At 72.5% G+C, this 26,546-nt stretch carries 24 protein-coding genes and 1 tRNA gene; 11 read left to right on the top strand and 14 right to left on the bottom strand.

Annotated elements, in window-relative coordinates:
• Positions 1–516: an NUDIX domain-containing protein gene (locus tag GQF42_RS11145; RefSeq protein ID WP_158919473.1), complete on the bottom strand. Its 516-nt coding sequence runs from the start codon at positions 514–516 to the stop codon at positions 1–3.
• Between the two features lie 22 nt (positions 517–538).
• Positions 539–1,435 (bottom strand): DMT family transporter, encoded by an 897-nt coding sequence (locus tag GQF42_RS11140; protein WP_158919472.1) that lies wholly within the window; start codon positions 1,433–1,435, stop codon positions 539–541.
• A gap of 330 nt (positions 1,436–1,765) precedes the next feature.
• Between GQF42_RS11140 and GQF42_RS11135 the strand changes: the two genes are divergently transcribed.
• From GQF42_RS11135 to GQF42_RS11125, 3 genes are all read left to right on the top strand, one after another.
• Positions 1,766–2,758 carry a hypothetical protein gene (locus GQF42_RS11135; protein ID WP_158919471.1) on the top strand — a complete coding sequence of 331 codons (993 nt, stop codon included), beginning with the start codon at positions 1,766–1,768 and terminating at the stop codon, positions 2,756–2,758.
• Positions 2,759–2,903: 145 nt separating this feature from the next.
• Entirely contained in the window at positions 2,904–3,644 is a 741-nt protein-coding gene (locus tag GQF42_RS11130) for a molybdopterin-dependent oxidoreductase (protein WP_158919470.1), read from the top strand.
• Positions 3,628–4,254, top strand: a complete 627-nt coding sequence (locus GQF42_RS11125; RefSeq protein WP_158919469.1) for a cytochrome b/b6 domain-containing protein — start codon at positions 3,628–3,630, stop codon at positions 4,252–4,254. The genes GQF42_RS11130 and GQF42_RS11125 overlap by 17 nt, the downstream gene beginning before the upstream one ends.
• Positions 4,255–4,261: 7 nt before the next feature.
• Here the strand turns inward: GQF42_RS11125 and GQF42_RS11120 are convergent, their stop codons facing one another.
• The 4 genes from GQF42_RS11120 to GQF42_RS11105 form a co-directional block, all read right to left on the bottom strand.
• Positions 4,262–5,281 (bottom strand): L-idonate 5-dehydrogenase, encoded by a 1,020-nt coding sequence (locus GQF42_RS11120; RefSeq protein ID WP_158919468.1) that lies wholly within the window; start codon positions 5,279–5,281, stop codon positions 4,262–4,264.
• 31 nt (positions 5,282–5,312) lie between these two features.
• Entirely contained in the window at positions 5,313–6,074 is a 762-nt protein-coding gene (locus tag GQF42_RS11115) for an SDR family oxidoreductase (RefSeq protein WP_158919467.1), read from the bottom strand.
• 10 nt (positions 6,075–6,084) lie between these two features.
• Positions 6,085–7,482, bottom strand: coding sequence for a GntT/GntP/DsdX family permease (locus GQF42_RS11110; protein ID WP_158919466.1), 1,398 nt, complete (start codon positions 7,480–7,482; stop codon positions 6,085–6,087).
• A gap of 79 nt (positions 7,483–7,561) precedes the next feature.
• Positions 7,562–8,080: a gluconokinase gene (locus GQF42_RS11105; RefSeq protein WP_158919465.1), complete on the bottom strand. Its 519-nt coding sequence runs from the start codon at positions 8,078–8,080 to the stop codon at positions 7,562–7,564.
• A gap of 140 nt (positions 8,081–8,220) precedes the next feature.
• Here GQF42_RS11105 and GQF42_RS11100 point away from each other — a divergent pair, with 140 nt between their 5' ends.
• Positions 8,221–8,922 carry a FadR/GntR family transcriptional regulator gene (locus GQF42_RS11100; RefSeq protein ID WP_158919464.1) on the top strand — a complete coding sequence of 234 codons (702 nt, stop codon included), beginning with the start codon at positions 8,221–8,223 and terminating at the stop codon, positions 8,920–8,922.
• 5 nt (positions 8,923–8,927) lie between these two features.
• Here GQF42_RS11100 and GQF42_RS11095 read toward each other — a convergent pair whose 3' ends face one another.
• On the bottom strand, positions 8,928–9,311 hold the full coding sequence (locus tag GQF42_RS11095) for a YchJ family protein (RefSeq protein WP_375990656.1): 384 nt from the start codon (positions 9,309–9,311) through the stop codon (positions 8,928–8,930).
• 98 nt (positions 9,312–9,409) lie between these two features.
• Between GQF42_RS11095 and GQF42_RS11090 the strand changes: the two genes are divergently transcribed.
• Complete coding sequence (locus GQF42_RS11090; protein ID WP_158919462.1) at positions 9,410–9,721, top strand: dsRBD fold-containing protein; 312 nt, start codon at positions 9,410–9,412, stop codon at positions 9,719–9,721.
• 6 nt (positions 9,722–9,727) lie between these two features.
• Here the strand turns inward: GQF42_RS11090 and polX are convergent, their stop codons facing one another.
• From polX to GQF42_RS11070, 4 genes are all read right to left on the bottom strand, one after another.
• Positions 9,728–11,449, bottom strand: a complete 1,722-nt coding sequence (gene polX, locus GQF42_RS11085) for a DNA polymerase/3'-5' exonuclease PolX (RefSeq protein WP_158919461.1) — start codon at positions 11,447–11,449, stop codon at positions 9,728–9,730.
• 9 nt (positions 11,450–11,458) lie between these two features.
• Complete coding sequence (locus GQF42_RS11080) at positions 11,459–12,796, bottom strand: M1 family metallopeptidase (RefSeq protein ID WP_158919460.1); 1,338 nt, start codon at positions 12,794–12,796, stop codon at positions 11,459–11,461.
• Positions 12,797–12,861: 65 nt separating this feature from the next.
• Positions 12,862–16,722, bottom strand: coding sequence for a Pls/PosA family non-ribosomal peptide synthetase (locus GQF42_RS11075; protein WP_158919459.1), 3,861 nt, complete (start codon positions 16,720–16,722; stop codon positions 12,862–12,864).
• 259 nt (positions 16,723–16,981) lie between these two features.
• A tRNA-Leu gene (locus GQF42_RS11070) sits at positions 16,982–17,069 on the bottom strand.
• 255 nt (positions 17,070–17,324) lie between these two features.
• On the opposite strand from GQF42_RS11070, the gene GQF42_RS11065 reads away from it, so the two are divergent.
• From GQF42_RS11065 to GQF42_RS11055, 3 genes are all read left to right on the top strand, one after another.
• The gene (locus GQF42_RS11065) at positions 17,325–18,650 is read left to right on the top strand and encodes a M20/M25/M40 family metallo-hydrolase (protein WP_158919458.1); all 1,326 of its coding nucleotides are present in this window, start codon (positions 17,325–17,327) and stop codon (positions 18,648–18,650) included.
• Between the two features lie 146 nt (positions 18,651–18,796).
• On the top strand, positions 18,797–19,030 hold the full coding sequence (gene chpH / locus GQF42_RS11060; RefSeq protein WP_158919457.1) for a chaplin ChpH: 234 nt from the start codon (positions 18,797–18,799) through the stop codon (positions 19,028–19,030).
• Positions 19,031–19,142: 112 nt separating this feature from the next.
• Positions 19,143–19,943, top strand: coding sequence for a chaplin (locus GQF42_RS11055; RefSeq protein ID WP_158919456.1), 801 nt, complete (start codon positions 19,143–19,145; stop codon positions 19,941–19,943).
• Positions 19,944–20,072: 129 nt separating this feature from the next.
• On the opposite strand, the gene GQF42_RS11050 is transcribed toward GQF42_RS11055, so the two are convergent.
• Positions 20,073–20,261, bottom strand: coding sequence for a DUF5703 family protein (locus GQF42_RS11050; protein WP_046732800.1), 189 nt, complete (start codon positions 20,259–20,261; stop codon positions 20,073–20,075).
• Positions 20,262–20,308: 47 nt separating this feature from the next.
• Here GQF42_RS11050 and GQF42_RS11045 point away from each other — a divergent pair, with 47 nt between their 5' ends.
• Positions 20,309–21,001: a hypothetical protein gene (locus GQF42_RS11045; protein WP_158919455.1), complete on the top strand. Its 693-nt coding sequence runs from the start codon at positions 20,309–20,311 to the stop codon at positions 20,999–21,001.
• A gap of 55 nt (positions 21,002–21,056) precedes the next feature.
• On the opposite strand, the gene GQF42_RS11040 is transcribed toward GQF42_RS11045, so the two are convergent.
• Both GQF42_RS11040 and GQF42_RS11035 read right to left on the bottom strand, forming a co-directional pair.
• On the bottom strand, positions 21,057–23,300 hold the full coding sequence (locus GQF42_RS11040) for a helix-hairpin-helix domain-containing protein (RefSeq protein WP_158919454.1): 2,244 nt from the start codon (positions 23,298–23,300) through the stop codon (positions 21,057–21,059).
• Positions 23,297–24,280, bottom strand: coding sequence for an aldo/keto reductase (locus GQF42_RS11035; RefSeq protein ID WP_158919453.1), 984 nt, complete (start codon positions 24,278–24,280; stop codon positions 23,297–23,299). The genes GQF42_RS11040 and GQF42_RS11035 overlap by 4 nt, the downstream gene beginning before the upstream one ends.
• A gap of 166 nt (positions 24,281–24,446) precedes the next feature.
• Between GQF42_RS11035 and GQF42_RS11030 the strand changes: the two genes are divergently transcribed.
• On the top strand, positions 24,447–25,502 hold the full coding sequence (locus tag GQF42_RS11030) for an LLM class F420-dependent oxidoreductase (RefSeq protein ID WP_158919452.1): 1,056 nt from the start codon (positions 24,447–24,449) through the stop codon (positions 25,500–25,502).
• Positions 25,503–25,750: 248 nt separating this feature from the next.
• The gene (locus GQF42_RS11025; RefSeq protein WP_158919451.1) at positions 25,751–26,539 is read left to right on the top strand and encodes a ferritin-like domain-containing protein; all 789 of its coding nucleotides are present in this window, start codon (positions 25,751–25,753) and stop codon (positions 26,537–26,539) included.
• The last annotated feature ends 7 nt before the right edge of the window (positions 26,540–26,546 follow it).

Genomic DNA, 26,546 nt, shown 5'->3' with positions numbered 1-26,546 from the left:
TCACCTGCTGGAACGGAATGCCCTCAGCCGCTCGTACGCCGCCAGTCCGTCCGGCACCCACTCCCACTCGCCGAGCCGCCGCTCGACCTCCTCGTCGGGCAGGAAGTCATGCCACTGGACCTCCTCCGCCTGGGGGCGCACGGGCAGTTCGCAGCGCACCTCGTACACCGCCGACCACCAGCTGCTCCCGGCGCCGTCGTCGTACAGGAACTTGAAGAGGAACGAGGGCCGGGGCAGCCCGCGCACGCCCAGTTCCTCCTCGGCCTCCCGCAGCGCGGCCTCGTCGTAGGACTCGCCGGCCCCCACGACCCCGCCGACGAAGGTGTCGTACAGGGAGGGGAAGACCAGCTTGGTGGCGGTGCGCCGGTGCACGAAGAGCCGGCCGTCCGCGTCCCGGGCCTCGACGAAGACACAGCGGTGGCGCAGGCCCCGGGCGTACGCCTCGCCGCGCGGGACCCGGTCGACGACCCGGTCGTTCTCGTCGACGATGTCGAGGATCTCCTCAGCAGGGTTCATGCCCCCATCCAAGCAGGGGGGTTCAGCGCCGCTGGAGATCCCGTGCCGAGGGCTCCGCCTCCGCCGTACCGGACGGCATCGCCGGGTGCAGCCCGAGCAGCACGATGCCCACGACCACGGCCGCGAGCCCGGCCGCCTCCCAGGCCAGCGCCCCGGTGTCGGTGCGCAGCCGGTCGCCGAGGAAGCCCACCCCGCACAGGATCCCGGCCAGCGGCTCCGCCGCGGTGAGCGCGGGCAGCGACATACGCAGCGGGGCCGTCTCGAACGCGCTCTGCACCAGGACCAGCCCGGTCACCCCGCACACCAGCACGCCGTACGGCTGCCAGCCGGTGAACAGTTCCGTGAGGCCGCCCGCCGAGAAGCGGGTGCCGCTCACCCGGGTCAGCGCGTCCTGCACGCCGTACAGCAGTCCGGCCGCGGTGGCGAGCAGCACCGGGCCCCAGCTCAGCCGGGAGCGCTTGCCGTACGTCGTGAGCACCAGGGCCGCCCCGACCATGGCGCCGATGATCAGCCAGTGCCGCAGCGGATCGGTGACGGCGTGGCCGGCGCGCGGCTCGCCCGCCGTGATGAACGCGCTCACCCCGCCCGCGAGCAGCAGCAGCCCCGCCCAGCCCTGGCGGCCCAGGGGCTGTTTCGTCTGGTACCGGGAGAGGGCGAGCGCGAACAGCAGGTTGGTCGCGAGCAGCGGTTCGACCAGGGAGATCTCACCCTTGCCGAGGGCGATCGCGCCCAGCACCATGCCGGACGCCATCAGCGCGAGCCCGCCCAGCCAGCGCGGCACCCGCATCAGGTCCAGCAGCAGCCGGAAGGACAGGAAGTCGCTGAGCGGCGCCTTCTCGGCGGCGTTCTGCTGGAGCACGAATCCGAAACCCAGGCAGCAGGCAGCACTCACGGCGAGAAGGAGAACCAGAACGGACACGCTGCGTACCTCGATCATCCGGGGGGACCACGGGCGTGTAATGGCCGACTGTAGCGCCCCCGGGACGGCATTGACCCGGAAGCGCCTGCAACCGGGCGGTCGGTTCGCCATGCTGCGTGGCTCGGCCGTCCCGCGCCATGGCGTACGCCACAGCGGCCCGCCCGGATTCCCGGCCCGCGACCGGGCCCACCTGCGCCGGGATTCTCAAGTTCCGCTTCCAAAACGGTAGTTGAAGCCGGCAACACCGGTGTTCCGCTTGACGCAAACCTTGGCTGGGGGTTTGCTGTGCGTGATCGGTCGATGGCAGCCCGAGAAACAGGAAGTCCCGCGGTGCCCCTACTCCCACCTCTGCTCGGCACCGGCCGGGTCCCGGCGGACCGGTCCGGGGGCACTGCCCCGGACGGCGTGGCCCCGGACGGCCCGGGCGCCTACGACGACGCCCTGGACGACGCCGAACTGCGCACCGCACGCGCCGCGTTGGCCCAGGGCCGCCGCCAGGCCGCCCGCTCCCTGCTGCTGCACACCGGCGACGACTGGGACCGCAGGGGACACCGCCTCACCGTGCTCGCCCAGGAGCCGTACGCCATCGCCTGGGCCCGGGAGTGGCTGCTCGCCGAGCCGGGCTCCGCCGACGCCGGTGTGCTGTTCGCCCTCGCCCAGGTCCACCGCGCCCTGCGCGGCAAGGAGGAGCCCGACCGGGCCCGCGAGGCCTGCGCCGCGGCCGCCGCGCTCGCCCCCGCCGACCCCACCCCCTGGTTCGGCCTGCTCCAGCTTGCCCGCACCCTCGGTCCCGAGCGCGAGGTGCTCGGCGTCTTCGCCGAGGTGCGCCGCCGCCACCCCGAGCACCACCACGGCTACCACCTGCTCCTCGCCCGGCTCGCCGAACGGCCCGCGGGCGGCCGGGGCGCCGAGACCCACGAGGTGTACGACCTGGCCGAGCTGGCCGCCGCCGAAGCCCCGGCGGACTCCCCGCTCGCCGTACTGCCGCTCGTCGCGTACGCCGAGCGCTACCGCGTCCTCGCCGCCACCGGCCTGGCCCCGGCCGACCCGGCCGCCTCCGGGCACTGGTCCGGCCCCCGGGCCCGCCGGATCCTCGGCACCTGCTTCGACTGGTGGCTGGAGTGGGAGCACGACGAGCACCCCCGCCGCCACATCGACCTCAACCACCTCGCGTTCGCGCTGTCCTGCGCCGGCCGCCCGGCCGAGGCGGCGGCCCTGTTCCAGCGCATCGGCCCACACGCCACCCCGGCGCCCTGGTCCTACGCGCACCGCGATCCGTGCGCCGCCTTCCGCGAGGCCCGCGCCCGCGCGCTGGGACACTGAACAACCCGGCCGGGTGAGCCGTACAGATGGCCGTACAGGCCGGTGAGACCCGCGTTTCCGAGATCGGCGTAAGAAGTGATTACGGAAGTCTGACCGGTGCCCCGATCCCCTGGCCCCGCGGGGCCCCGAGTGCTCGAATGAATACGTGAACTCTGAACAATCCGAGGAGCGGGACGGCGAGCCGGGCGGCAGGCCCGTCGGCCGTCGTGTCTTTCTCGGCACCCTCGGTCTGGGCGCGCTCGGCGTGGTCACCGCGCCCGTGCTGCAACGCGGCCTGGAGGGCTTCCTCGGCAGCGTCGCCGGCAAGGACCCCACCGGACTGACCGGCCTGCTGCCCAACGGCGGCGGCTTCCGGTACTACTCCGTCGCCGCGTCGGTGCCGCACAAGAACGCCGCCGACTACCGGCTGACGATCGACGGCCTGGTCGACCACCCGCGCACCTACACCCTGGACGACCTGCGCGCCCTGCCGCAGACCCGGCTGGTCAAGGACGTCCAGTGCGTCACCGGCTGGCGGGTGCCAGGCACCCCCTTCGAGGGTGTCCGCCTCTCCCGGCTGCTGGACGCCGCCGGAATCCACTCCTCCGCCAAGGCCCTGCGCTTCACCTGTTTCGACGGCACCTACACCGAGAGCCTCACCCTCGACCAGGCCCGCCGCCCGGACATGCTGGTCGCGCTGCGCATGCAGGACAAGGACATCGGACACGACCACGGCGGCCCGGTCCGCCTCTACGTCGCCCCCATGTACTTCTACAAGTCCGCCAAGTGGCTGTCCGGCATCACGGTCACCGACCGGGTCGAGCCCGGTTACTGGGAGCACCTCGGCTACGACGTCGACGCCTGGGTCGGCAAGTCGAACGGACGGACCGATGACCCTACAAGCTGACACCCCCGCCCCGCCCGCCGCCCGGATCCGCCGCTTCAGCCGGGCCGAACGCTGGGTGCACCGCACGACGGCCGTGCTGATGGGCGTGTGCGTGGCGACGGCCGCGGTCCTCTACATCCCGCAGCTGGCGATCATGGTCGGGCGCCGGGAGCTGGTCGTCCGGGTCCACGAGTTGGCGGGCCTCGCCCTGCCGGTGCCGGTCCTGCTCGGCCTCGCCTCCCGGGCCTTCCGGGCCGACCTGCGCTTCCTCAACCGCTTCGGGCCGCACGACCGGCTCTGGCTGCACGCGGCGCTGGTCCGCGACAAGCGCCCCTCCTCGCGGCCGGCCGGCAAGTTCAACGCCGGCCAGAAGATCTACGCGGCCTGGATCGGCGGCGCCACGCTGGTCATGCTCGGCACCGGGCTGCTGATGTGGTTCACCCATCTCGCCCCGTTGATGTGGCGCACCTCGGCCACCTTCGTCCATGACTGGCTGGCCCTGACGATCGGGGTGGTCCTGGCGGGGCACATCGGCATGGCCCTGGGCGACCCGGAGGCGAGAAGGGGGCTGCGCACGGGGACGGTGAGCAGGCAGTGGGCGAAGCGGGAGCATCCGCTCTGGCGTCCCTGACGTCAGGTCAGAACTCCAGCAGCACCTTGCAGGACCGCTCCCGGTCGGCGGCCAGCGCGAACGCGTCCTCGGCCGCCCGTACCGGCACCACCGCACTGACCAGCCCGTCGAACTCCCCCTTCGCCGCGAGCAGTGCCAGGGCGTCGTCGAACTCGGCCGCGAAGCGGAACGCGCCCCGCAGCTCGATCTCCCGGCTCACCAGCAGGTTTCCGGCAAGCGGGCTCGGCCCGGGCGGCAGCATCCCGAGCTGGACGACCACGCCGCCGCGCCGTACCCGCCGCAGGCACGTGTCGAGCCCGGCCGCGACCCCCGACGCTTCGACGGCCACGTCCACCTCGTCCGGCCATCCGGCATCCTCGGGATCGTCGGCCCGCACGAGCGTGTCGGCGCCGGCGACGGCCGCGTACCCGAGTGCCTGCGGCACGAGGTCGGTCACGGTCACGCGGGCCGCACCGGCCTCCTTCGCCGCCGCGACCACCAGGCACCCGATCGGCCCGGCCCCGGTCACCAGCACATGCCGGCCGGCCACGTCCCCGGCCCGCCGCACCGCGTGCAACGCCACCGACAACGGCTCGGCGAGCACGGCGCGGCGCAGCCCGAGCCCGTCCGGAAGCTCCCTCAGCTGTCCGGCGGGTACGGCCACTCGTTCCGCGAACCCGCCCTGTACGTGCGGGAGGCGGGCCGCGCTGCCCAGATAGCGGGTGTCCCGGCACACGTTCGCGCGCCCGTCCGCGCACTCCGGGCAGTGCCCGCAGGGGGTGGCGGGGTGCACGGCGACCGCCGTACCCGGCGCGGGACCCGCGGCCCCGGCGCCGTAGGACTCCACCGTGCCCACCACCTCGTGTCCGAGCACCATCGGCTCGCGGAGGCGGAAGTCCCCGACGCCGCCATGCCGCCAGTAGTGCAGATCGGAGCCGCAGATCCCGCCGTAGCGGACGGCGACCAGGGCCTGGCCGGGACCGGGGACGGGCGGGGCGAGCCGAGCGACCCGCAGGTCGCCCGCTCCGTGGATCACACAACCCAGCATTGCCGTGGCCCCTTTCCTGAGGTCCAAAGGCCTAAAGGACGCTCGTCATGCCGCCGTCGACGTACAGGATCTGGCCGCCGACGAAGTCGGCCGCGGGCGAGGCCAGGAAGAGCACCCCGCCCACCAGGTCCTCGGTGCGGCCCCAGCGGCCGGCCGGGGTGCGCCGACGCACCCATGCGCTGAACTCCTCGTCCTCCACCAGGGGCCGGGTCAGCTCGGTCTCGATGTAGCCCGGGCCCAGCCCGTTGACCTGGACACCGTAGGGGCCCCAGTCCGCACACATGCCCTTGGTGAGCATCTTCAGCGCGCCCTTGGTGGCGGCGTAGGGCGCGATGCCGGGCCGTACCACCTCGCTCTGCAGTGAGCAGATGTTGATGATCTTGCCGTGGCCGCGTTCCGTCATCCGGCGGGCCGCCTCGCGGCCGACGAGGAAGGCGCTGGTGAGGTTGGTGTCCAGGATCCGGTGCCAGTCGGCGTCCGCGAACTTCAGGAGCGGGGCGCGCAGTTGCATGCCCGCGTTGTTCACCAGGATGTCCAGCGGGCCCACCCGCTCCTCGACATCCGCGATCCCGGCGGCCACCGAGGCGCCGTCGGTCACGTCGAAGACCGCCGTGTGGATCCGGTTCCCGGGCAGTTCCGCCGCGGCCTCGGCCAGCCGGGCGCCGTCCCGTCCGTTGAGGACCACCGTGCACCCGGCCTCGGCCAGGCCACGGGCCAGCGCGTGGCCGATGCCCCTGCTGGAGCCCGTGACCAGGGCCGTGCGGCCGCTGATGTCGAAGAGAGGATGACTCATCCCCGTACTCCTAGACGATCAGTGAGAGGAGCAGGACCAGGGCGCCGCCGACCACCGAGAGGATCGTCTCCATGATCGACCAGGTCTTGACGGTCTGCCCGACACTCAGCCCGAAGTACTCCTTCACCAGCCAGAAGCCGGCGTCGTTGACGAAGCTGAAGAAGAGCGAGCCGGCGCCGATCGCCAGGACGAGCAGAGCGGTGTGGGTGGTCGAGGTGCCGGCCGCGAGCGGTGCGACCAGACCGGCGGCCGAGACCGTCGCCACCGTCGCCGAGCCCGTCGCCAGCCGGATCACCACGGCGATCAGCCAGGCGAGCAGCACCGCCGGGATCGACCAGTTCTTGGAGATGTCCAGGATCATCTGGCCCACGCCGGAGTCGATCAGCGTCTGCTTGAAGCCGCCGCCCGCGCCGACGATCAGCATGATGCCGGCGATCGGCATCAGGCCCTTCTCGACCGTCTGCTGGAGCCGGTCCCTGCTGAAACCGGCGGGCCGGCCCAGCGTGAAGAAGCCGACGATCACAGCCGCGAGGAGCGCGATCAGCGGGGAGCCGATCACGTCGAAGACGCGCTGGGTCCGGTTGGCGGGGTCGTCGACGACGATGTCCACCAGCGCCTTGAGCAGCATCAGCACCACGGGCAGCAGCACCGTCGCGAGTGTCGCACCGAAGCCCGGACGGCGCTCGAGCTCCTCCGAGGGGCGCTGCGGGAGCATCCGGTCCGGAGCCGGGACGTCCACCCAGCGGGCCGCGACCTTCGAGAACAGCGGCCCGGCGATGATCACTGTCGGGACGGCGACCAGGATGCCGAACGCCAGCGTCACGCCGAGGTTGGCCTTGAGCGCGGCGATCGCGACCAGCGGGCCGGGGTGTGGGGGGATCAGGCCGTGCATCACGGACAGACCGGCGAGGGCCGGGATGCCGATGCGCATCAGGGAGTAGTTCCCGCGCTTGGCGACCATCAGTACGACCGGGATCAGCAGCACGATGCCGACCTCGAAGAACAGCGGCAGGCCGATCACGGAGGCGATGAGCACCATCGCCCAGGGCATCGCGCGCGCGCCGGCCTTGGCGAGGATGGTGTCGACGATCTGGTCGGCGCCGCCGGAGTCGGCGAGCAGTCGGCCGAGGGTCGCGCCGAGCGCGATCAGGACGCCGACGCTCGCGACCGTGGAGCCGAGCCCGGTGGTGAAGCTCGTGATCACCTTGTCCAGCGGTGCCCCTGCCGCCGCCCCGAGCGCCAGTGACCCGATGGTCAGCGCCAGGAAGGCATGGAGCTTGAACTTGGTGATGAGCAGGACGATCACGGCGATGCCCACCAGCACGGCTATGCCCAGCTGGGCGTGTCCGGCGGAGGTGATCGGCGCAGGCGCGTCCGCTGCCAGCATCTCGACGCTGAGTCTGGTCACGGGGGTTCCCTTGCGGTTACGGGGGACTTTTCGGGGGTGTCCCGCGGGGGGAGGGGTGGGGTTACGCGGATGCGGCTGCTTACGCGGATGCCGCGGGAAGCCCGGCCAGCGCCCGTACGGCGCGGTCGGCGATCTCCTCGGGACTGCCGCTGACGTCGACGGCGACACCCGCCTCGTCCGGCTCCAGGGGCTCGAGCGTGGCGAACTGGGAGTCCAGCAGCGCGGTCGGCATGAAGTGCCCCTGCCGGTGGCCCATCCGGTCCTCGATCAGCTTCCGGTCGCCCGTGAGGTGCACGAACACGACTCCCGGAGCCGCGGCCCTGAGCCGGTCGCGGTACGACCGCTTCAGCGCCGAGCTGCTGACCACCCCGCCCAGCCCGGCCCGCTCGTGCGCCCAGTGCCCGATGGCGTCCAGCCACGGCCACCGGTCGGCGTCGTCGAGCGGGATCCCGGCCGACATCTTGGCGATGTTGGCCGGCGGATGGAAGTCGTCGCCCTCGGCGTACGGGACGCCCAGCCGCGCGGCGAGCAAGGGACCGATGGTGGTCTTGCCCGTCCCCGCGACGCCCATCACGACGACGACCTGGGGGGTACGCATTACTGCCTCGCTGTCTTCCTCGACATCCGACGCCACATCGGCGTCGCCACACTGAAACCTATTAGGTACGACGAATTCAAGAGGCTGTGACATATAAGTCTGACTTTTTCCCTCGGTGATCCAGGTCGTACGCTGAGTGCATGAGCACACCGGGCCGAGGGCTGCACGGCCGTGTCCTGGACACCCTCGGCCCCGCGATCACAGCGGGCGAGTACCCGCCGGGCAGCGTCCTGCGTACGGACGAACTCGCCCAGCAGTTCGAGGTCTCACGCTCTGTGATGCGCGAGGCGGTCCGCGTGCTCGAATCCATGCACCTGGTCGAGTCCCGCCGCCGGGTCGGTGTGACCGTCCGTCCCAAGGCCGAGTGGAACGTCTACGACCCGCAGGTCATCCGCTGGCGCCTCGCGGGCGCCGACCGCCCGCACCAGCTGCGCTCGCTGACCGTGCTGCGCTCCGCGGTCGAACCGGTCGCCGCGGGCCTCGCCGCGCGCAACGCGACGGCCGCGCAGTGCGCCGAACTCACCGAGTGCGCGCTCGGCATGGTGGCCAACTCACGTGGCCACAAGCTCGAGCAGTACCTGATCCACGACGTGGCGTTCCACCACGTCGTGCTGACCGCCTCGGGCAACGAGATGTTCGCCCGCCTGGGCGACGTCGTCGCCGAGGTGCTGGCCGGCCGCACCCATCACGAGGTCATGTTCGAGGACCCCGACCCGGCGGCGGTCACCCTGCACGTCCAGGTCGCGGAGGCGGTCCGCGCGGGCGACGCGCCCCGCGCCGAGGAACTGACCCGGCAGATCACCGTGGGCGCCCTGCGGGAACTGGACATCCTGGCGCCGTAGCCGGCTCAGTCCAGGAACTCCCCGTCCACGTACACCCACGCCCCGTCCACCCGCTCGAACCGGCTGCGCTCGTGCAGCGAACCGCCCCGGTAGGAGGCGCGGAACGTCACGGTGCCCGTGGTGTGGAAGGCGGAGCCGTCGGTGCTGTCCAGGATCTCCAGCCCCGTCCACCGCATCCGCGGATCGAGGTCGAGCCGCTCCGGGCGGGTCCGCGGGTGCCAGGTGCGCAGCAGGTACCCGGTGTCCCCCTGCACGAACGCGCTGTACCGCGAGCGCATCAGCAGCTCGGCGGTCGGCGCGCCCGTGGTCCCCGCATGGAAACGCCCGCAGCAGGCGTCGTAGGACCGGGGGAGCCCGCAGGGGCAGGTGCGCGAGGTCATGCCCCCCATTCTGCCCGCACCGGGGCAGGCGCCCGCAGCAGGACAGGCGCCCGCTCGAGGGCGGGTGCACAGTGGAAGGGCAGCAGCTCAGGGAGGCGAGACGGGCGATGACCGATCCCATGCGCAGTCGTCCTCCGGCCGTCAAGGAGTGGCGACTGAACCTGTATTTGTCCGAGCACGACCCGGACACCACGGCACGGATCGTGCTGGACACCGGAGACAACGTCCTGGAGAGCCGCGCCGAGGCCCGCCGCAACCCCTACGACCCCGACGTACCGGAGATCGGCGACGAACTCGCGGCCGGGCGGGCGCTCATCGCCATGGGCCGGGTCCTGCTGCGCGCCGCTGACGGGGACATGAAGGCGGTGGGGGCGGTCGACATGGAGGAACCGTCGCCGCTGTGGCTGGACCGGGAATGACGTCCCTCAGCCCCCCTTGCGCAGGAACGCGCGCAGCCTGGTCAGCGGCCAGGTGTTGATCACGTCGTCCCGGGTGAGCCAGCCGCGCTGGGCGGTGCCGACGCCGTAGCGCAGCGCGGCGAGCTGCGGAACGGCGTGGGCGTCGGTGTTCACGGCGAACTTCACCCCGTGCTCCCTGGCCCGCAGGATGTCCTCGTCGCGCAGGTCGAGCCGGTCCGGCTGGGCGTTGACCTCCAGCGCGGTACCGGTACGCGCGCAGGTCTCGAACACCGTGTCCCAGTCGGCCTCGACGCCCGGCCGCCTGCCGATCAGCCGGGTCGTCGGGTGCCCGAGTATGTTCACGTGCGGGTTCTCGCAGGCCCGCACCAGCCGCCGGGTCATCGCCGCCCGGCCCAGGTCGAAGTGCGAGTGCAGCGAGGCCACGCACAGGTCGAAGCCGGCCAGGAACTCCGGCGGCCAGTCCACCCCGCCGTCCGGATCGATGTTGAGTTCCGTGCCGTGCAGCAGGCGCATCCGGCGGTGGGTGCCGTCCAGCTCCCGCAGCCGCTCCCGCTGGGCGAGGATCTTCTCGTCGGTCATGCGCTGCATGTACAGGTTGGGCGCGTGGTCGGTGACCGCGTAGTACGCGTAGCCGCGCTCGGCCGCTGCCGCCACCATCTCCTCCAGCGGGGCCAGGCCGTCGGTGAGGTCGGTGTGGGTGTGCAGGTCACCGCGGACGTCGTGCTCGCTCACCACCTCGGGCAGCTCACCGTGCAGGGCCGCCTCGATCTCCCCGCGGTCCTCCCGCAGCGTCGGCGGGATCCACGCCAGCCCCAGCCGCTCGTACACCTCCTCCTCGGTGCGGGAGGCCAGCGACTGCCCGCTCTCGGCGTCGAACAGGCCGTACTCGGACAGCTTCAGGCCCTGGTGCACGGCAAGGGTGCGGGTGCGGATGTTGTGCGCCTTGGAACCGGTGAAGTACTGCATCCCGGCGCCCCACGACTGCGGCGGCAATACCCGCAGATCGACCTGGAGCCCCTTGCCGGTGCGGATCGACGTCTTCTTCCTGCCCCGCGCGATCACCTCGGCGGTGCCCGGCAGTTCGCACAGCGCCGCCATGAACCGCTCCGACCGCTGCGCCGCCACGAGGACGTCCAGGTCCCCTACGGTCTCCCGCATCCGGCGCAGCGAGCCCGCGTAGGTGCAGCGCCTGCACCCGGTCAGCCCGGACAACTCGGCGACGATCTCCTCGGCGGTGTCCAGGGCCAGTGACAGCGGCACCCGGGCGCCGGCCTGCTGGAGCAGCTCGATGCCGTGCCGGATGTTCTCCTGCGTCCTCTCGCCGAAACCCTTGAGATCGGCCAGCCTGTCCGCCTCGATCGCCGCGGCCAGCTCGGTCACCGAGGAGATGTGCAGGTCCTCGTAGAGCCGCAGCGCCTTCTTCGGGCCCAGGCCGGGGATCGAGATCAGCTCCCGGACCCCCGCCGGGATCTTCGCCCGGCGCTCCTCGACCACGGCCATCTTCCCCGTGCGCAGGTACTCGATCACCTTGTCGGCGATCGACCGGCCCACGTTGGGGATCTCCCGCAGACCGGCGGCGTCCAGCTGGGCGACGTCGGCCGGGTACCCGCCGATGGCGCGCGCCGCCTTCTCGTAGGCGCGCGCCTTGAAGGCGTCGCCTCCCGTGATCGCGACGAGGTCCGCGTACTCCCGCAGGAGCGCCTCGACCTCTTCGTTCGGCCGGGCCACCCTCCAAGTCTACGGAGCCGCCCCGAGTACCGGCAGCGGCGGCAGCTTCGCCCCGTACACCCACGCCTCGAACAGCGCGGCCGTCGGCGCGTCCGTGAACCGGGCCACGTGCTCGGCGAACGCGGCCGTCGTCACCGTGCCGCCCCGGTGCAGCCGCACCCAGTCGCGCAGCATGCGGAAGAACGCGTCGTCGCCCAGTGCACAGCGCACCGCGTGCAGGGCCAGGCCGCCGCGCTCGTAGAGCCGGTCGTCGAACATCTGCCGGCGCCCCGGATCGGCCAACCGCAGATCCTGCGGCTGCGCGGCCAGCAACCCGTGTGCGGTGGCGGCCAGTTGCTGGGCGCCACGGCCCCCCGAACGCTCGGACCACAGCCATTCCGCGTACTTGGCGAGGCCCTCGTTCAGCCAGATGTGCCGCCAGTCGGCGACGGACACGCAGTTGCCGAACCACTGGTGCGCCAGCTCGTGCGCCACCAGCCGCTCCGAACCCCGGGCACCGTCCACGTGGTTGGAGCCGAACAGCGACAACCCCTGTGCCTCGACGGGCACATCGAGTTCCTCCTCGGTCACCGCGACCGCGTACTCGTCGAACGGGTACGGCCCGAACAGCTCCTGGAACAGCTCCATCATCGCGGGCTGCCGCGCGAAGTCCCGGGAGAACTGCGGCAGCAGATGCGCCGGGATGTGCCCGTGCTGCGGCACCCCGCCCGGCCCCGGGTCGCCCAGCAGCACCGTCTGGTACCTGCCGATCGCGAGGCCGACGAGATAGCTCGACGTGGGTGCGGACTGCTCGTACACCCAGGTGGTCGTGGATGCCTTCGTCGTCCGGGTCAGCAGACGCCCGCCCGCGACCACCGCGTACGGCGACGGCGTGGTGACCGAGATCAGGTAGGACGCCTTGTCGGCGGGCCGGTCGTTGCACGGGTACCAGGACGGCGCCCCGACCGGCTGGCTCGCCACCAGCGCCCCGTCGGCCAGTTCCTCCCAGCCGATCCCGCCGAAGGGGCTGGTCACCGGCTTCGGGTTGCCGGACCAGTGCACCTCGACGGTGAACGCGGCTCCGGCCCGGATCGGCTTGGCCGGCCTGACCCGCAGCCGGCCGGCACGGTGCGTGTAGTGCGGCTGCCGGCCGTCCACCCGGATCCGGCCGATCCTGAAGTCGGCCAGGTTCAGCTGGAATTCGGCCAGCGCCGCCCGTCCCGCGATGGCGTTGATCCGGGCCGTGCCGGACAGCCGGTTCGGACCCGGGCGGTAGTCCAGCACCAGCTCATAGCGGTGCACCCGGTAGCGGGGGTCACCGTTGTCCGGGAAGTACGGGTCCCGATCGACCGACTGCTGAACTGCCACTGCTGTGCCTGCTCCCTGCGCTGTGCCACCACTGGGCGCCGCTGCCGTACCCGGGCGGCCCGCGTTCAGGGACGCCACGCCTCGATCGGGTTGCCGAGCCAGCGGGTGTCGTCCGGAACGGACTCCGCGGCCATGACGAGCGACGCGGGACCCAGAGTCGTACGGGCCCCGACCGTGCTGCCGGGCAGCACGATCCCGCCAGGGCCCAGCGTGGCGCCCTCACGGAGAACCACAGTATCCGTCCGCAAGATCCGGTCGTGGAAGAGGTGTGTCTGGAGTACACAGCCGCGATTGACGGTGGCCGCGTCCTCAAGAGTCACCAGGTCCGCCTCCGGCAGCCAGTAGCTCTCCACCCACACGCCCTTGCCGATGTGCGCCCCGAGCCCGCGCAGCCACGCCGTCACCACCGGCGTTCCGGGCACGCTCCCGGCCAGCCACGGCACCGCCAGCACCTCGACGAACGTGTCCGCCAGCTCGTCGCGCCACACGAAGGAACTCCACAGCGGATGCTCGCCGGTCCGGTGCCGCCCCACGAGCAGCCACTTGGCCAGCACGGACCCGAGGGCGGCCGTGACACCGGCCGCGAGCAGCACGAGCCCGGACAGCGCCGGCCCCCACGGCCCCAGCGCACACAGCGCCGCCACCGTCGCCGCGGTCAGCGCCGCCGAGCACAGCACCGGCACGATCCGGCACAGCTCCACCAGACCCCGCGCCCACAGCAGCCGGGCGGGCGGGTCGTAGGTTCGGCTCTGGTCGCCGTCGGCGGCGCTGCGCGGCAGCTTGACCGGCGGCAGCCCCAGGTACGAGGTGCCCTTCTTCGCCTTCTTCGGCGTCGCCGACAGCACCCCGACCAGGCCGCCCTCCGGCACGCTGCGGCCCGGCGCGGTCATCCCGGAGTTCCCGAGGAAGGCCCGCCGCCCGATCTCCGCGCGCCCGATCCGCACCCAGCCGCCGCCCAGCTCGTACGGCGCGGTCAGCGTGTCGTCGGCCAGGAACGCGCCGTCGCCGACGGTGGTCAGGCTCGGCAGCGCGAGCACGGTCGACACCTCGGCGCGCCGCCCGATCCGCATCCCCAGCAGCCGCAGCCACACCGGCGTGACCAGCCCGGCGTACAGCGGGAACAGCGTCTCGCGCGAGCGGTCCATCAGCTGCGTCACCGTCCACGCCTGCCAGCCGACCCGGCTGTGCGTGGGGTGCGTGCCCTCGCGCAGACCGAGGCTCAGCGCCCGTACGGCGACCAGGATCAGCAGCGCGTACGCCAGCCCGTACGCGAGCGTGGCCGGGACCAGAGCGAGCGCCGCCCCGCGCAGGGCCTCCCCGACGGCCGCGCCGGGCGCCACGAAGAGCCGGGCGACCAGCAGCGCGGCCACCCCCGCGGCCAGCGGCAGGGCGCTCAGCGCGAGCCCGGTGAGCCCGTACATGACCCGCCAGTACGTGCCCCGCTGCGGGCGTTCCTTCGGCCAGTTGCGCTTGGCCTTGCCGAGCTTCACCGCGGGTGCACCCGCCCAGCGCTGGCCGGTCGGGACCTGCCCGCCGACCGCCGAACCGGGAGCCACCTCGGCCCGCTTGCCGACCCGGGCGCCCGGGAACAGCATGCTGCGGGTGCCGACGGTGGCGTGCGCGCCCACCTTGACCGAGCCGACCACCAGCCGGTCGCCGTCCAGCCAGTACCCGGACAGGTCGACCTCGGACTCGACGGCCGCGCCCCGGCCCAGCTTGAGCATGCCGGTGACCGGCGGCAGCGAGTGCAGGTCCACGTCCTGGCCCACCTTCGCGCCCAGCGCCCGGGCATACCGCTCCAGCCAGGAGCCGGTCAGCGTGGTCGCCCCACTGAACTCGGCCAGCCGCTCGGCCGTCCACAGCCGCAGATGCACGCCCCCGCCGCGCGGGTACCGTCCGGGCTCCAGTCCCCGCAGCAGCAGCCGTGCCCCGCCCGCCGCGAGCGCGATCCGGCCCGGCGGAGTGAAGAGCACCAGCGCGCCGGCGCCGAGCAGCCACCACGGGGCGGTCGGCAGCCAGGCGTACCCCGGCAGCAGATTTCCGACGGCGGCCAGGACCAGCGTCCAGCGCAGCCCGAGCAGTGTGAAGAGCGGAAGCAGCAGCAGGAGCTGAAGGGCCTGGGCGCGGACCGGCACCGGCGCGACCGTACGGGTCCCGTTGGCGTCCTGCGCCGACTCCTGCAGTCGGCGGGCCAGCTTGCGCAAGGTGGGCTGCTGGTAGATGTCGAGGACGGCGGCGCTCGGGTAGCGGGTGCGCAGCCGGGTGGTGAGCTGGGCGGCGGCCAGGCTGCCGCCGCCGATCGCGAAGAAGTCGTCGGAGGCGCTGGTCACCGGGATGCCCAGCACCTCGGCCCACTGCTCGGCGAGCCACGCCTCGGTGCCGTACAGGTCGGCCTTGGGCGTCTCGACGCCCTCCAGCGGCCAGGGCAGGGCGTTACGGTCCACCTTCCCGGACGTCCGGGTCGGCAGCTCGGCGACCGGCGCGAGCAGCGGCACCAGCGCGGCGGGCAGCTCGGCGCGCAGCTTCTCGACGGCGACCGCCTGGTCCCAGCCGTCCTGGGTGACGACATAGCCCACCAGCAGCTGATTGCCGCTGCGGGCGGTGCGCACGGCGGCCGCGGCCCCGGCGACACCGGGCAGCGCCTGGAGCGCGGCATCCACCTCGCCCAGCTCGATCCGCCGCCCCCCGAGCTTGATCTGCTCGTCGGCCCGCCCGAGGAAGATCAGTCCCTCGGGCTCCGCTCTGACCAGATCCCCGCTCCGGTAGGCCCGCTCCCACCCCAGCGACTCGAGCGGCGCGTACTTCTCCGCGTCCTTCTCGGCGTCGAGATACCGCGCGAGCCCGACCCCGCCGATCACCAGCTGCCCACTGCCGCCCATGGCCACGGGCTCGCCGTCGTCGTCGACGACGGCGAGTTCCCAGCCGTCCAGGGGCAGCCCGATCCGGATCGGCTCCTCGCCGGTCAGCAGGGAGGCACAGGCCACGACGGTCGCCTCGGTCGGCCCGTAGGTGTTCCACACCTCGCGCCCCTCGGTGACCAGCCGCTGCGCCAGCTCGGGCGGACAGGCCTCCCCGCCGAAGATCAGCAGCCGTACGTCGTTCAGGGTCTCCGGCTCCCACAGCGCGGCCAGCGTCGGCACCGTGGACACCACAGTGATCTCCTGCTCGACCAGCCACGGCCCGAGATCGGCACCACTCCTGACCTGCGACCGGGGCACCGGCACCAGACAGGCGCCGTAGCGCCAGGCCAGCCACATCTCCTCGCAGGACGCGTCGAAGGAGACGGACAGCCCGGCCATCACCCGGTCCCCGGGCCCGATCGGCTCCTCGGTGAGGAAGAGGGCCGCCTCGGCGTCCACGAACGCGGCGGCACTGCGGTGGGTGACGGCGACGCCCTTGGGCTTCCCGGTGGACCCGGAGGTGAAGATGATCCACGCGTCGTGCCCGGTTCCGGGCCGCGCGGCGGGTGCGCCGGTGGTGCCCTGGACGCCGATGGCGTGCCCGGCCCCGATGACGGCCCGCACCGCCGCCTCGCCGAACACCAGCTCGGCCCGCTCGTCCGGATCCTCGGCGTCCACGGGCACGTAGGCGGCGCCGACCGTGAGCACGGCGAGAATCGCGACGTACAGATCGTTGGTCCCGGAGGGCACCCGCACGCCGACCCGGTCGCCGAGCCCGACCCCGTGCTCGGCGAGTCGCCGCCGCAGCCGCTCCACCTCGACGGCCAGCGCACGATAGGTGAGACACGTCGTACCGTCGTCCAGGGCGGGCTCGTCCGGGTAGGTCCGCACGGTCGCCTCGAACACGTCGACCAGGGTCCGCGGCCGGGCGGCGGACCCCGCGGAGAACCGCGCCCTGTCGCCGAACTCCGTGCGGATCTCTTCATCGAGCAGGCCGAGAGCACTGCTCTCGTCTATGGCTGCCATCGGTCCTCGCGTCTGGTCCGGCTGAGTTACAAACCAGAAATTTTAGTACGACGCTAGGCGCCACTTCTGGGTCCGGCCACTCGGGAGGCCGGTACCGGCCGGTGTGAAAGAGTCGGCTCCAGGCCGCTGAGCTGGCCTTCTTCGCGCCGCACGAGACATGTCCCACACACAGCCAAGAAGTGGGCATACAAGGGCAGTTGGTGTGCGAACCTGCTCAGGACACAAGCAAAAGGGCCCCTGATGAAACAGGGGCCCCAGCTGGTGTCCGAGGGGGGACTTGAACCCCCACGCCCGATAAAGGGCACTAGCACCTCAAGCTAGCGCGTCTGCCATTCCGCCACCCGGACAAGGTGTCTGTCGTGCGGGAGATCCCTTTTGGCGGGGCGTCCCTCGCGGCGACGAAGGAAACATTACCAGGCTTTCTGGGGTGTCTGATCACCCCCTGTTCCCGGGGCCGGTCGCGCGTGAACGGCGTGTGACCGGGCCGGGACCGCTCTTGGGTGACGGCCGGAGCGGAGAGAGGATGAGGAGGACCACCAGCAGTGACAGTGGTCCACCAGTAGTGACAGCGGTCCACCAGTAGTGACAGCGGGAGGAACAGCGTGAGCGAGACGGACACGGCCAGGAGCGTCACCGGCGAGGACGAGGTCGTGGACCTCTGCCGCGAGCTGATCCGATTCGACACCAGCAACTACGGCGACCACTCGGGCCCCGGCGAGCGCCGGGCCGCCGAGTGGACCGCAGAGAAGCTCGCCGAGGTCGGGCTGGAGCCGAAGATCTACGAGTCCCACCCCGGTCGCGCCTCGACCGTGGCCCGCATCGAGGGGGAGGACCCCTCGCGGCCCGCACTGCTCATCCACGGCCACCTGGACGTCGTCCCGGCCAACGCCGACGACTGGACCCACCACCCGTTCTCCGGTGAGATCGCCGACGGGTGCGTGTGGGGGCGCGGGGCCGTCGACATGAAGGACATGGACGCGATGACCCTCGCGGTCGTGCGCGACCGGCTCAGGAGCGGCCGGCGGCCCCCGCGGGACATCGTGGTCGCCTTCCTCGCCGACGAGGAGGCCGGCGGCACCTACGGTGCCCGCCACCTGGTCGACCGCCACCCCGAGCTGTTCGAGGGCGTCACCGAGGCGATCAGCGAGGTCGGCGGTTTCTCGTTCACGGTGAACGAGCAGCGCCGGCTCTATCTGATCCAGACGGCCGAGAAGGGCATGCACTGGATGAAGCTGACCGTGGCCGGCACCGCCGGGCACGGCTCGATGATCCACCGGGACAACGCCATCACCGAGCTGTCCGAGGCCGTGGCCCGGGTCGGCCGGCACAAGTTCCCGGTGCGGGTCACCAAGACCACCCGGGCCTTCCTCGACGAGCTGGGCGACGCGCTCGGCACCGAGCTGGACCCGGAGAACATGGAGGCCACCCTCGCCAAGCTCGGCGGCATCGCCAAGCTGATCGGTGCGACGCTGAGCAACACGGCCAACCCCACCCAGCTGAACGCCGGTTACAAGGTCAACGTCATCCCGGGCGAGGCCACCGCGCACATCGACGGCCGGTTCCTGCCCGGCTACGAGGAGGAGTTCCTCGACGACCTCGACCGGCTGCTCGGACCGCACGTCCGGCGCGAGGACCTGCACGCCGACAAGGCGGTCGAGACCGGCTTCGAGGGGGCGCTGGTGGAGGCCATGCAGTCCGCGCTACTGGCCGAGGACCCCACCGCCAAGGCGATTCCGTACATGCTCTCGGGCGGTACCGACGCCAAGTCCTTCGACGACCTCGGCATCCGCGGCTTCGGCTTCGCCCCGCTGAAGCTGCCGCCGGAGCTGGACTTCGCGGGCATGTTCCACGGTGTGGACGAGCGGGTGCCGGTGGACGGCCTGCAGTTCGGCGTGCGCGTGCTGGACCGGTTCATCGACGCGTCGTGAGGCTCTGCCCTGGAGCAATCGGGCGCGCGTACGAGCGCGACTGAGAAGAGTGAATCCGACCATAAGCTCGTAGCTCCATTACTCCCTCCTCGTTACACGTGATGCGATCCCGCACCTTGGGATCGCATTGCCAACAAGGAGGAATAATGATCAAGAAGGTCGTCGCTGCTGCGGCTGCCACCGGTGGGCTGGTTCTCGCGGGCGCGGGTCTGGCTGTCGCCGACTCCGGTGCTCAGGGTGCCGCCGTGCACTCCCCGGGTGTCGTTTCCGGCAATGTCGTCCAGGTGCCCGTGCATGTCCCGGTGAACGTGTGCGGCAACACGATCAACGTGATCGGGCTCCTGAACCCCGCCTTCGGCAACACCTGCATCAACAAGTGACGCAGGCTCCCTGAGGGGGCGTCTGTGACAAGCCGTCGGCCCCGGAGTGCGCCCCATGCGCTCCGGGGCCGACCGGCCTTTCCTGGAGAAGCGAAGGCAGGGGGGAACCAACATGCGACACAGCACGCGCAAGGGCCTGATGACGATGGCCGCAGCGACCGGGGTGATCGCCGCCGCGAGCGGCTACGCCCACGCGGACTCCGGCGCCACGGGCGCCGCGACCGGCTCACCCGGCGTACTGTCCGGCAACACGGTGCAGGCTCCGGTGCACGTGCCGGTGAACGTCTGCGGCAACACCGTGAACGTCATCGGACTGCTCAACCCGGCGGTGGGCAACAAGTGCGCCAATTACGGCGGCACTTCGGGGAACCACGGTGGCTCCGGAGGCTCGGGCGGTTCACACGCGGGCGGCCACACCGGCGGCTCTCCCGGTGTCGGCTCCGGCAACACCGTGCAGGTACCGATCGACGTCCCCGTGAACGTCTGCGGCAACAGCGTGAACGTCATCGGCGCGGGGAACGCCACCACCGGCAACGACTGTGCCAACGGCGGCGGCGATCAGCACGGCCGGCCACCGGGGGGCGGCCACGGCAACCCGCCGGGCCACCCGGGCCACCCGGGTCACCCCGGCCACCCGGGTCACCCCGGCCACCCGGGTCACCCCGGGAACCCGGGAGGTCCGACGACCCCACCCGGTCAGGGAGGTCACACGCCTCACCGGCCACAGGGGTCGCACGGATCCCACGGGACCTCCCAGGTCGCGCAGCAGGGCGGCAGTGGTGCCCAGCTCCCGGGCACGGCCCAGCTCGCGCACACCGGCAGCGACCTGCCGCTCGGCCTCGCGCTGCCGGCCGGCGCGGGCGCGCTGCTCGCGGGCGCGGTGCTCTACCGCAAGGCGCGGGCCGCGGCCTAGGCGGCAACACCGGCCACGGACAAGTCCGTACGGCACTGTGGGCCGTACGGCGGCGGTGAGCCGGGCGGCGCGGAAAACGGAGCGGGCCCTGCCGTGCCGGCCGGGCCCGCTCCGTTCATCTCTCCAGCCTCACCACGTGGCACGCACCTGGCGGATGATCCGTCGGCGCAACCGCACCCTGCGGCTGCCGTCGCGCATCAGGCTCAGTCGGTCCAACTCCCAGTGTCCGTACTCGGCATGGTCCGTCAGCAGACGTGTGGCCTCCTTGCGGGAGACCCCGCGAGGCACGTACACGTCGACAAATTCGTATTCCGGCATCGCATCTATTGTGCGGGCTGGGGCCCGGTACGGATAGCGTCTGCACTATGTCTGATGCTGCGCAGCCCACCGCTGCCGAGGTACGTGCCGCCGCCGAGGCGGTCAAGACCGCGCTCGACCGTCATCTGGCGGCGGTCGAACGCAGGTCGGGGGAGGACGACCCGGCTGTCTCCGAGGCGTTCAACCAGCTGGCCGCGGCCGCCGAGGTGTACGACGAGCTGCTCTACGACCGCTATGACGAGGTCACGCCCTTCGAGATCCCCGGTACGGACGAGTTGCCGCCGTACGCGGGTCCCGAGGAACCGGGCGCGATCAGTGTGCTGATCCGCCGCGACTACGCCGTTGCGGAACCCCAGCGGCTCCTCGCGCAGGCCCAGCGGGTCGAGTCGGCGGAGTACGACGAGGCCGGTGGCTCGGCCGAGGGCGCCGCCGGCACGGTCCCCGGGGCGCTGGGTGTTCTCTTCGGCGAGTTCGAACCGGACGAGATCGCCTCCCGGCACAAGGAGTTCGGCCTGGAGGAGGGCGACTCCACGCTCTGGGTCACCGCGGCGGAGGAGACCCCGGAGGCCGGGGAGTGGCTGGAGGCGCCGTTCGAGCACATCGACCCGCAAGGGGTGGTGTGCCGGTTCGACGTGAGCGCGGTGTTCGACGACGAGGAGGACACCGACGAGGACGACGAAGATCTCGAGTTCGTCGAGGCTGACGAGGAGGACGAGGTCGTGGTCGACGCCGAGAGGTGAGACCGGCCGGCGGTGCCGTGGGGCCTGAGGCCGGTACGGCACCGCCGGACCCGGCTCAGCCGCCTGCCGGCACCTGTGTGCGCAGCAGCGTCGGCAAGCGGGTCGTGCGCGGCTTGGCCAGGGTCTGCGCCACCGCGCTCGGCAGGGCCTGCTCCACTCCGTGGACCACGGACAGATGCCGCTCCGCCCGGCCGAACGCCGTGTACACCCATGGCCGGCTGAGTGCCTGGGCCGCGTCGCCGGGCAGCACCACGACCGCCGCCGGCCAGCGGGCGCCCACGGCCTGGTGCGCGGTCAGCGCCCAGCCGTGCCGTACGGACCCCTCCACCCGCTCGCGCGGGACGACCACGGGGGCGCCCGCGCACGCCAGGTGCAGCCCCTCGGTGTCGGCCTTCACCACCACGCCCGGCACCGTACGACCCGGTGCGGGGGCATAGGCGATCCGGTCGCCGGGGTCGAAGCCGCCGAAGCGGCCGGGGCCGGGGTTGAGGCGCTCCTTCAGAGCGGCGTTGAGGGCACGGGTGCCCGCGGCTCCACCGTGCCCCGGGGTGATCACCACGGTCTGGTCGGCCGGGATCCCGATGGCCCGCGGCACCGAGTCCACGACCAGTTGGACCGTCCGGTGCACGGCCTCGCCCGCGTCCCGTACCGGGACGATGACTACCTCCTTGCCCGGGGCTTCGACCTGGCTCAGCTCGCCGATGCCGATGCCCGAGACCAGCTCGCCGATCGGCCCCGGGTCGGGGACGCGGGAGGCGATCTGCGGGCAGGCGCGGGCGGTGAGCAGATCGGCGAAGACCCGGCCGGGGCCGGCCGACCACAGCACCGCCGGGTCGCCGCTGAGCACCATCCGGGCCCCGTCCGGCAGCGACTCCACCAGCATCGCGGCGCTCTCCACGTCGAGCTGCGGCGCGTCCAGCACGATCAGCAGGTCCAGCTCCAGGGCGCCGTCCGCGTCCCGGCCCGGGCCTTCGGCACCGGACAGCAGACCGGCCACCGTGCCCACACCGCGCTCCGCCGCGTCGGCGTCGGCCCCGCCCGGCAGCGCGGCCAGCCGTCGGCGGCCGTCGGGCGTGTGGCAGACGGCGAAGGCCCGCAGGCCGACGGCGCGGGCGGCGTCGAGCAGCGCGGCCGGTTCGGCACGGGCCGCCTCCGCGCCGGTGTGCAGCACCAGGCCGTGCCCGGCGACCGCGCGGACCAGCTCGGCCGTGCCGCCCGAGGCGGCGTCGGCGGCTGCCTGCCAGGCCTGTTCGGCGTCCTTGGACAGCGAGTTCACCAGCCGGGCCAGGCCGTCGGCGAGGCTTTCCTCGGCGAGTGCGTAGCGCTCCAGGCCGACGAGCACGCGGACCGGGCGCTCCTCTTCCTGGCCCTCGCCCTCGTCCGCTCCCTGAGGGGCGGTGCCCGTGGGGTCCTCCAAAGCGTCCTGGAAGGCCAGGGCCTCGGCCTCGGCGAGCGTGTCCTGCACCGCCGCGTCCGGGTCGGGCACGCCCTGCCGGTCCAGCGCCGCGGTGAGCGTGGGCAGGTCCAGCGCGGTGTGCCCGGCCAGGGCCGCCTGCTCCAGCAGCCAGACGGTCACCGCCCGGCCCCGCCGCTCGTCGTCCGGGCCGCAGGCGCCGCCGAGCAGCGCCCGCGCGAAGCCGTCGGCCTGATCGGGCCGAACGCCGCCGATCCGCAGCAACTGCCAGGGGTCCTCGCGCAGCGCGCTGTCGGCGCCTTCGCCGAGCGCCGCCGCCACCTGCGGGGCCAGCGCCTCGGGCGCGCCGCCCTCGGCGAGCACCCCGCGGACGCTCTCCACGGTGTGCTGTGCGGGCGCGCCGGAGGTGACGACGGCCGGGGCAGGGGTGGGCTGCGGCCGGCGCGCCGGCTCCGGGGCCGGGCGGCGCGGGGCCGGCGCGGACTCGGCGAACACCGTGGCCGTCGGCTTCTCGCCGCTCTCCACGGCCCGGACCGCCGCGAGCAGATCGGCCGCCGTGCCGCTCAACTTGGTGCCGCTCTCGATCGCGCCCTGCTTCTCGGCCTTGCGCCGCTCGATCCGCTCCCGCTCGACCCGCTGCGCGGCCAACTCGGCCTCCGCCTCGGACAGCCGGCCTGCGGAGCCGTCACCGTCGCCGCCGCTCGCGCCTTCGGCCTTGCCCTCGCCCTCGCCGAAGCCGCCCCCGGCCCCGTGCGGGTCGGTGCCCTCCGCGGGACTCTCCCGGGGCTCGGGCGCGGGCTCGGGCGCGGTTTCGGCGCCCGGGGCCTCGGGTGTGTCCGGCGTCCCCGGCCCGGCTTCCTCCGTGGTCTCCGGCTCCGTGCTCACAGCGTGCTCCAGTCGTGATCGGGATAGCGGTGCACGGGCGCCGACACGTCGTCCAGCGCCCTGCAGATCTCGTCAGGAAGATTAAGGGCCTCCACTGACAATGCCGCCGTGAGCTGCTGCGCGTTGCGCGCGCCGATGATCGGGGCGGTCACCCCCGGACGGTCCCGGACCCAGGCCAGGGCCACCTGGAGCGGGGTGACGGCGAGCCCGTCGGCGGCCGTCGTCACCGCGTCCACGATGCGGGTCGCCGTGTCGTCGAGATACGGCTCGACGAAGGGCGCCAGATGCTCGGAGGCGCCGCGCGAGTCCGCGGGAGTGGTGTGCCGGTACTTGCCGGTCAGCACGCCCCGGCCGAGCGGTGACGAGGGCAGCAGGCCGACACCGAGGTCGAGCGCTGCGGGCAGCACCTCGCGCTCGACGCCCCGCTGGAGCAGCGAGTACTCCATCTGCGTGCTGGCCAGCCGGGTGCGGGTGCCGGGCGCCGCGAGCTGCCAGGTGGCCGCCTTGGCGAGCTGCCAGCCGCAGAAGTTGGAGACGCCGGCGTAGCGCGTACGGCCGCTGCTGACCGCTATGTCCAGTGCCTGGAGCGTCTCCTCCAAGGGGGTGTCGGGGTCGTAGGCGTGCACGTGCCACAGGTCGACGTGGTCCGTGCCCAGGCGGGCCAGGGAGGCGTCGAGCGCGGCGAGCAGATGGCCGCGGGAGCCGTCGAAACGCCGGTCGGGGTCGGGGACGCTGCCCGCCTTGGTGGAGATCACCAGGTCGCGCCGCGGCACCAGGCCCTCCATCAACTGCCCGAGCAGATACTCCGACTCCCCGTCGCCGTACACGTCCGCGGTGTCGACGAGCGTCCCGCCGGCTTCCCAGAACGCCTTCAGCATGTCCGCGGCGTCGTGCTGGTCGGTGTCCCGGCCCCAGGTGAGGGTGCCGAGGCCGATCCGGGACACGCGCAGGCCGGTACGGCCGAGATGCCTCTGCTCCATGACCGCGAGATTACTGGCCAGAACTGCTGCCGTGGGTGGCCTGTGGACAACCCGCTCCCAGGGGTGCGCGGGCGCGCGGTTGCGCGGGTCCCCTGCCCCCGGCCCCCGTCCCCGCGCTAGGGTCGCCCCCACAGGGACGTTACTCATGGGTAAGGGGAAATCGGCCATGCAGCTCGGTATCAACCTCGGCTACTGGGGTGCCGGAATGGACGGGGACAATCTGGCCGTGGCCCAGGAGGCCGACCGGCTGGGGTTCTCCGTGTGCTGGGCCGCAGAGGCGTACGGCTCCGACGCGGCCACGGTGCTCAGCTGGGTCGCCGCGCAGACCGAGCGCATCGACGTCGGCTCGGCCATCTTCCAGATCCCGGCGCGGCAGCCCGCGATGACCGCGATGACGGCCGCGACACTCGACTCGCTGTCCGGTGGGCGGTTCCGGCTCGGGCTCGGGGTGTCCGGGCCGCAGGTCTCCGAGGGCTGGTACGGCGTCAAGTTCGACAAGCCGCTGGCGCGCACGCGTGAGTACGTGGAGATCGTCCGCAAGGCGATGACGCGCGAGCGGCTGTCGTACGAGGGCGAGCACTGGACGCTGCCGCTGCCGGACGGCCCGGGCAAGCCGATCAAGCTGACTGTGCACCCGCAGCGCGAGCACATCCCGCTGTACATCGCCGCGATCGGCCCGAAGAACCTGGAGCAGACCGGCGAGATCGCGGACGGCGCCCTGCTGATCTTCCCCTCCGCCGAGCACCTGGAGGAGACCACGATCACGTACCTGCGCGCGGGGCGCGAGAAGGCGGGAAAGACCCTCGACGGGTTCGACGTCTGTCCGACCCTGCCGATCGCCGTCGGCGACGACAAGGACGTGGCCCGCCTCGCCGACACCTTCCGCCCCTACACCGCCCTGTACGTCGGCGGCATGGGCAGCGCCAAGCAGAACTTCTACAACCAGCTCGCCCGGCGCATGGGGTACGAGAAGGAGGCCGCCGAGATCCAGGAGAAGTACCTGGCCGGGGACAAGCAGGCCGCCGCGGCCGCGGTCCCGCAGGACCTGATCGACAAGACGACGCTGCTGGGCTCCGTCGACCGGATCGCCGACCGGATGAAGGCCTACGCCGCCGCCGGAGTCACGACCCTCAGCCTCAACCCCGCGGGCTTCACGCTGGAGGAGCGGCTCGCCTCCCTGCGGGCCGGGCGCGAAGCCCTGGAGCGCGCCGGGCTCGCGTAGCAGGGCGCCGGTCACACATGTCAGCGGCCGTGGTGGGGGCTCGGGGGTCTTCCCCGCCACGGCCGTCACCGGGAACAACGCGCCGCGCGCCATGCGGTTACGACCCCGGCGTTCCTTCTTTCGGCCGAGTTGTCGGACACCCGTGTTGCGACTCCACTCCGCTCGCATTTCACTCGTTCTTTACGGAATGTCCTGAAGAACGACGAATATCGCGGAATGTCGCGGAATGTTGCGGAGAGGTGGTCTCGATGCTCTCGGCCAGGAGTCTGTTCCAGGAGATCCTCGACCACGACGAGTCCTTCCGGCTGTTCTGCTCCATTGCCGCCGGTGGGGAGTCCCAGGGTGGCTGGGAGAACGGACGGATCGCCGCCCTCGTACCGCACAGCGAACGCACCCTCGCCCCCAAGATCGCCCGCCACGGCGCCGACGAGGACAAACACGGACGCATCTTCCACGCCTTGCTGAAGAAGCGCGGGCTCACCCCCGTCGCCGTACCGCCCGAGACCGACTACACGATGCTCCTGGAACGGCGCGGCATCGGTCTCGCCCACGACAAGCTGCGGCGCGACGAGCCGCTCGGCGTGCGCGACATCATCGTCTACCTCTCCCACAGCCGCGTCACCGAGCAGCGCGCCGCCGACCAGATGCTGATGCTCCGCCGGCACTTCGCCGACCACCCCGAGGTGGGCAGGGCGGTCCGGATGATCTCGGCCGACGAGAACAACCACCTCGCCTACACGCACGAGGAGCTGCTCCGGTTCGCCGCCGCCGGGCACGGGCGGCTGATCCAGCGCACCCTGCGCGCGTACGCGCTCGCCGAGATCGCGACCTACCGGGACGTCAGCCTCGCCGTGATGACCCGCATGGCTCGCATCCTGGGCTGGCCACGGGCGAAGTCCGCGCTGCTGGCGGCCGGCATCCACGCGGTCTACGGGTACGAGCGCCTCGCCGGCTGGCGCCGCATGGCCGACCTGCGCATGCCCGAGCGCCGTGACGCCCTCGGCGGACCCGCCGCCCCGGCCCACGAGTTCGCGTGAGCCGCGA

It is taken from the genome of Streptomyces broussonetiae (genome assembly GCF_009796285.1).
GTDB lineage: Bacteria > Actinomycetota > Actinomycetes > Streptomycetales > Streptomycetaceae > Streptomyces > Streptomyces broussonetiae.
This window is presented reverse-complemented; position numbering and strand designations above follow the sequence as displayed.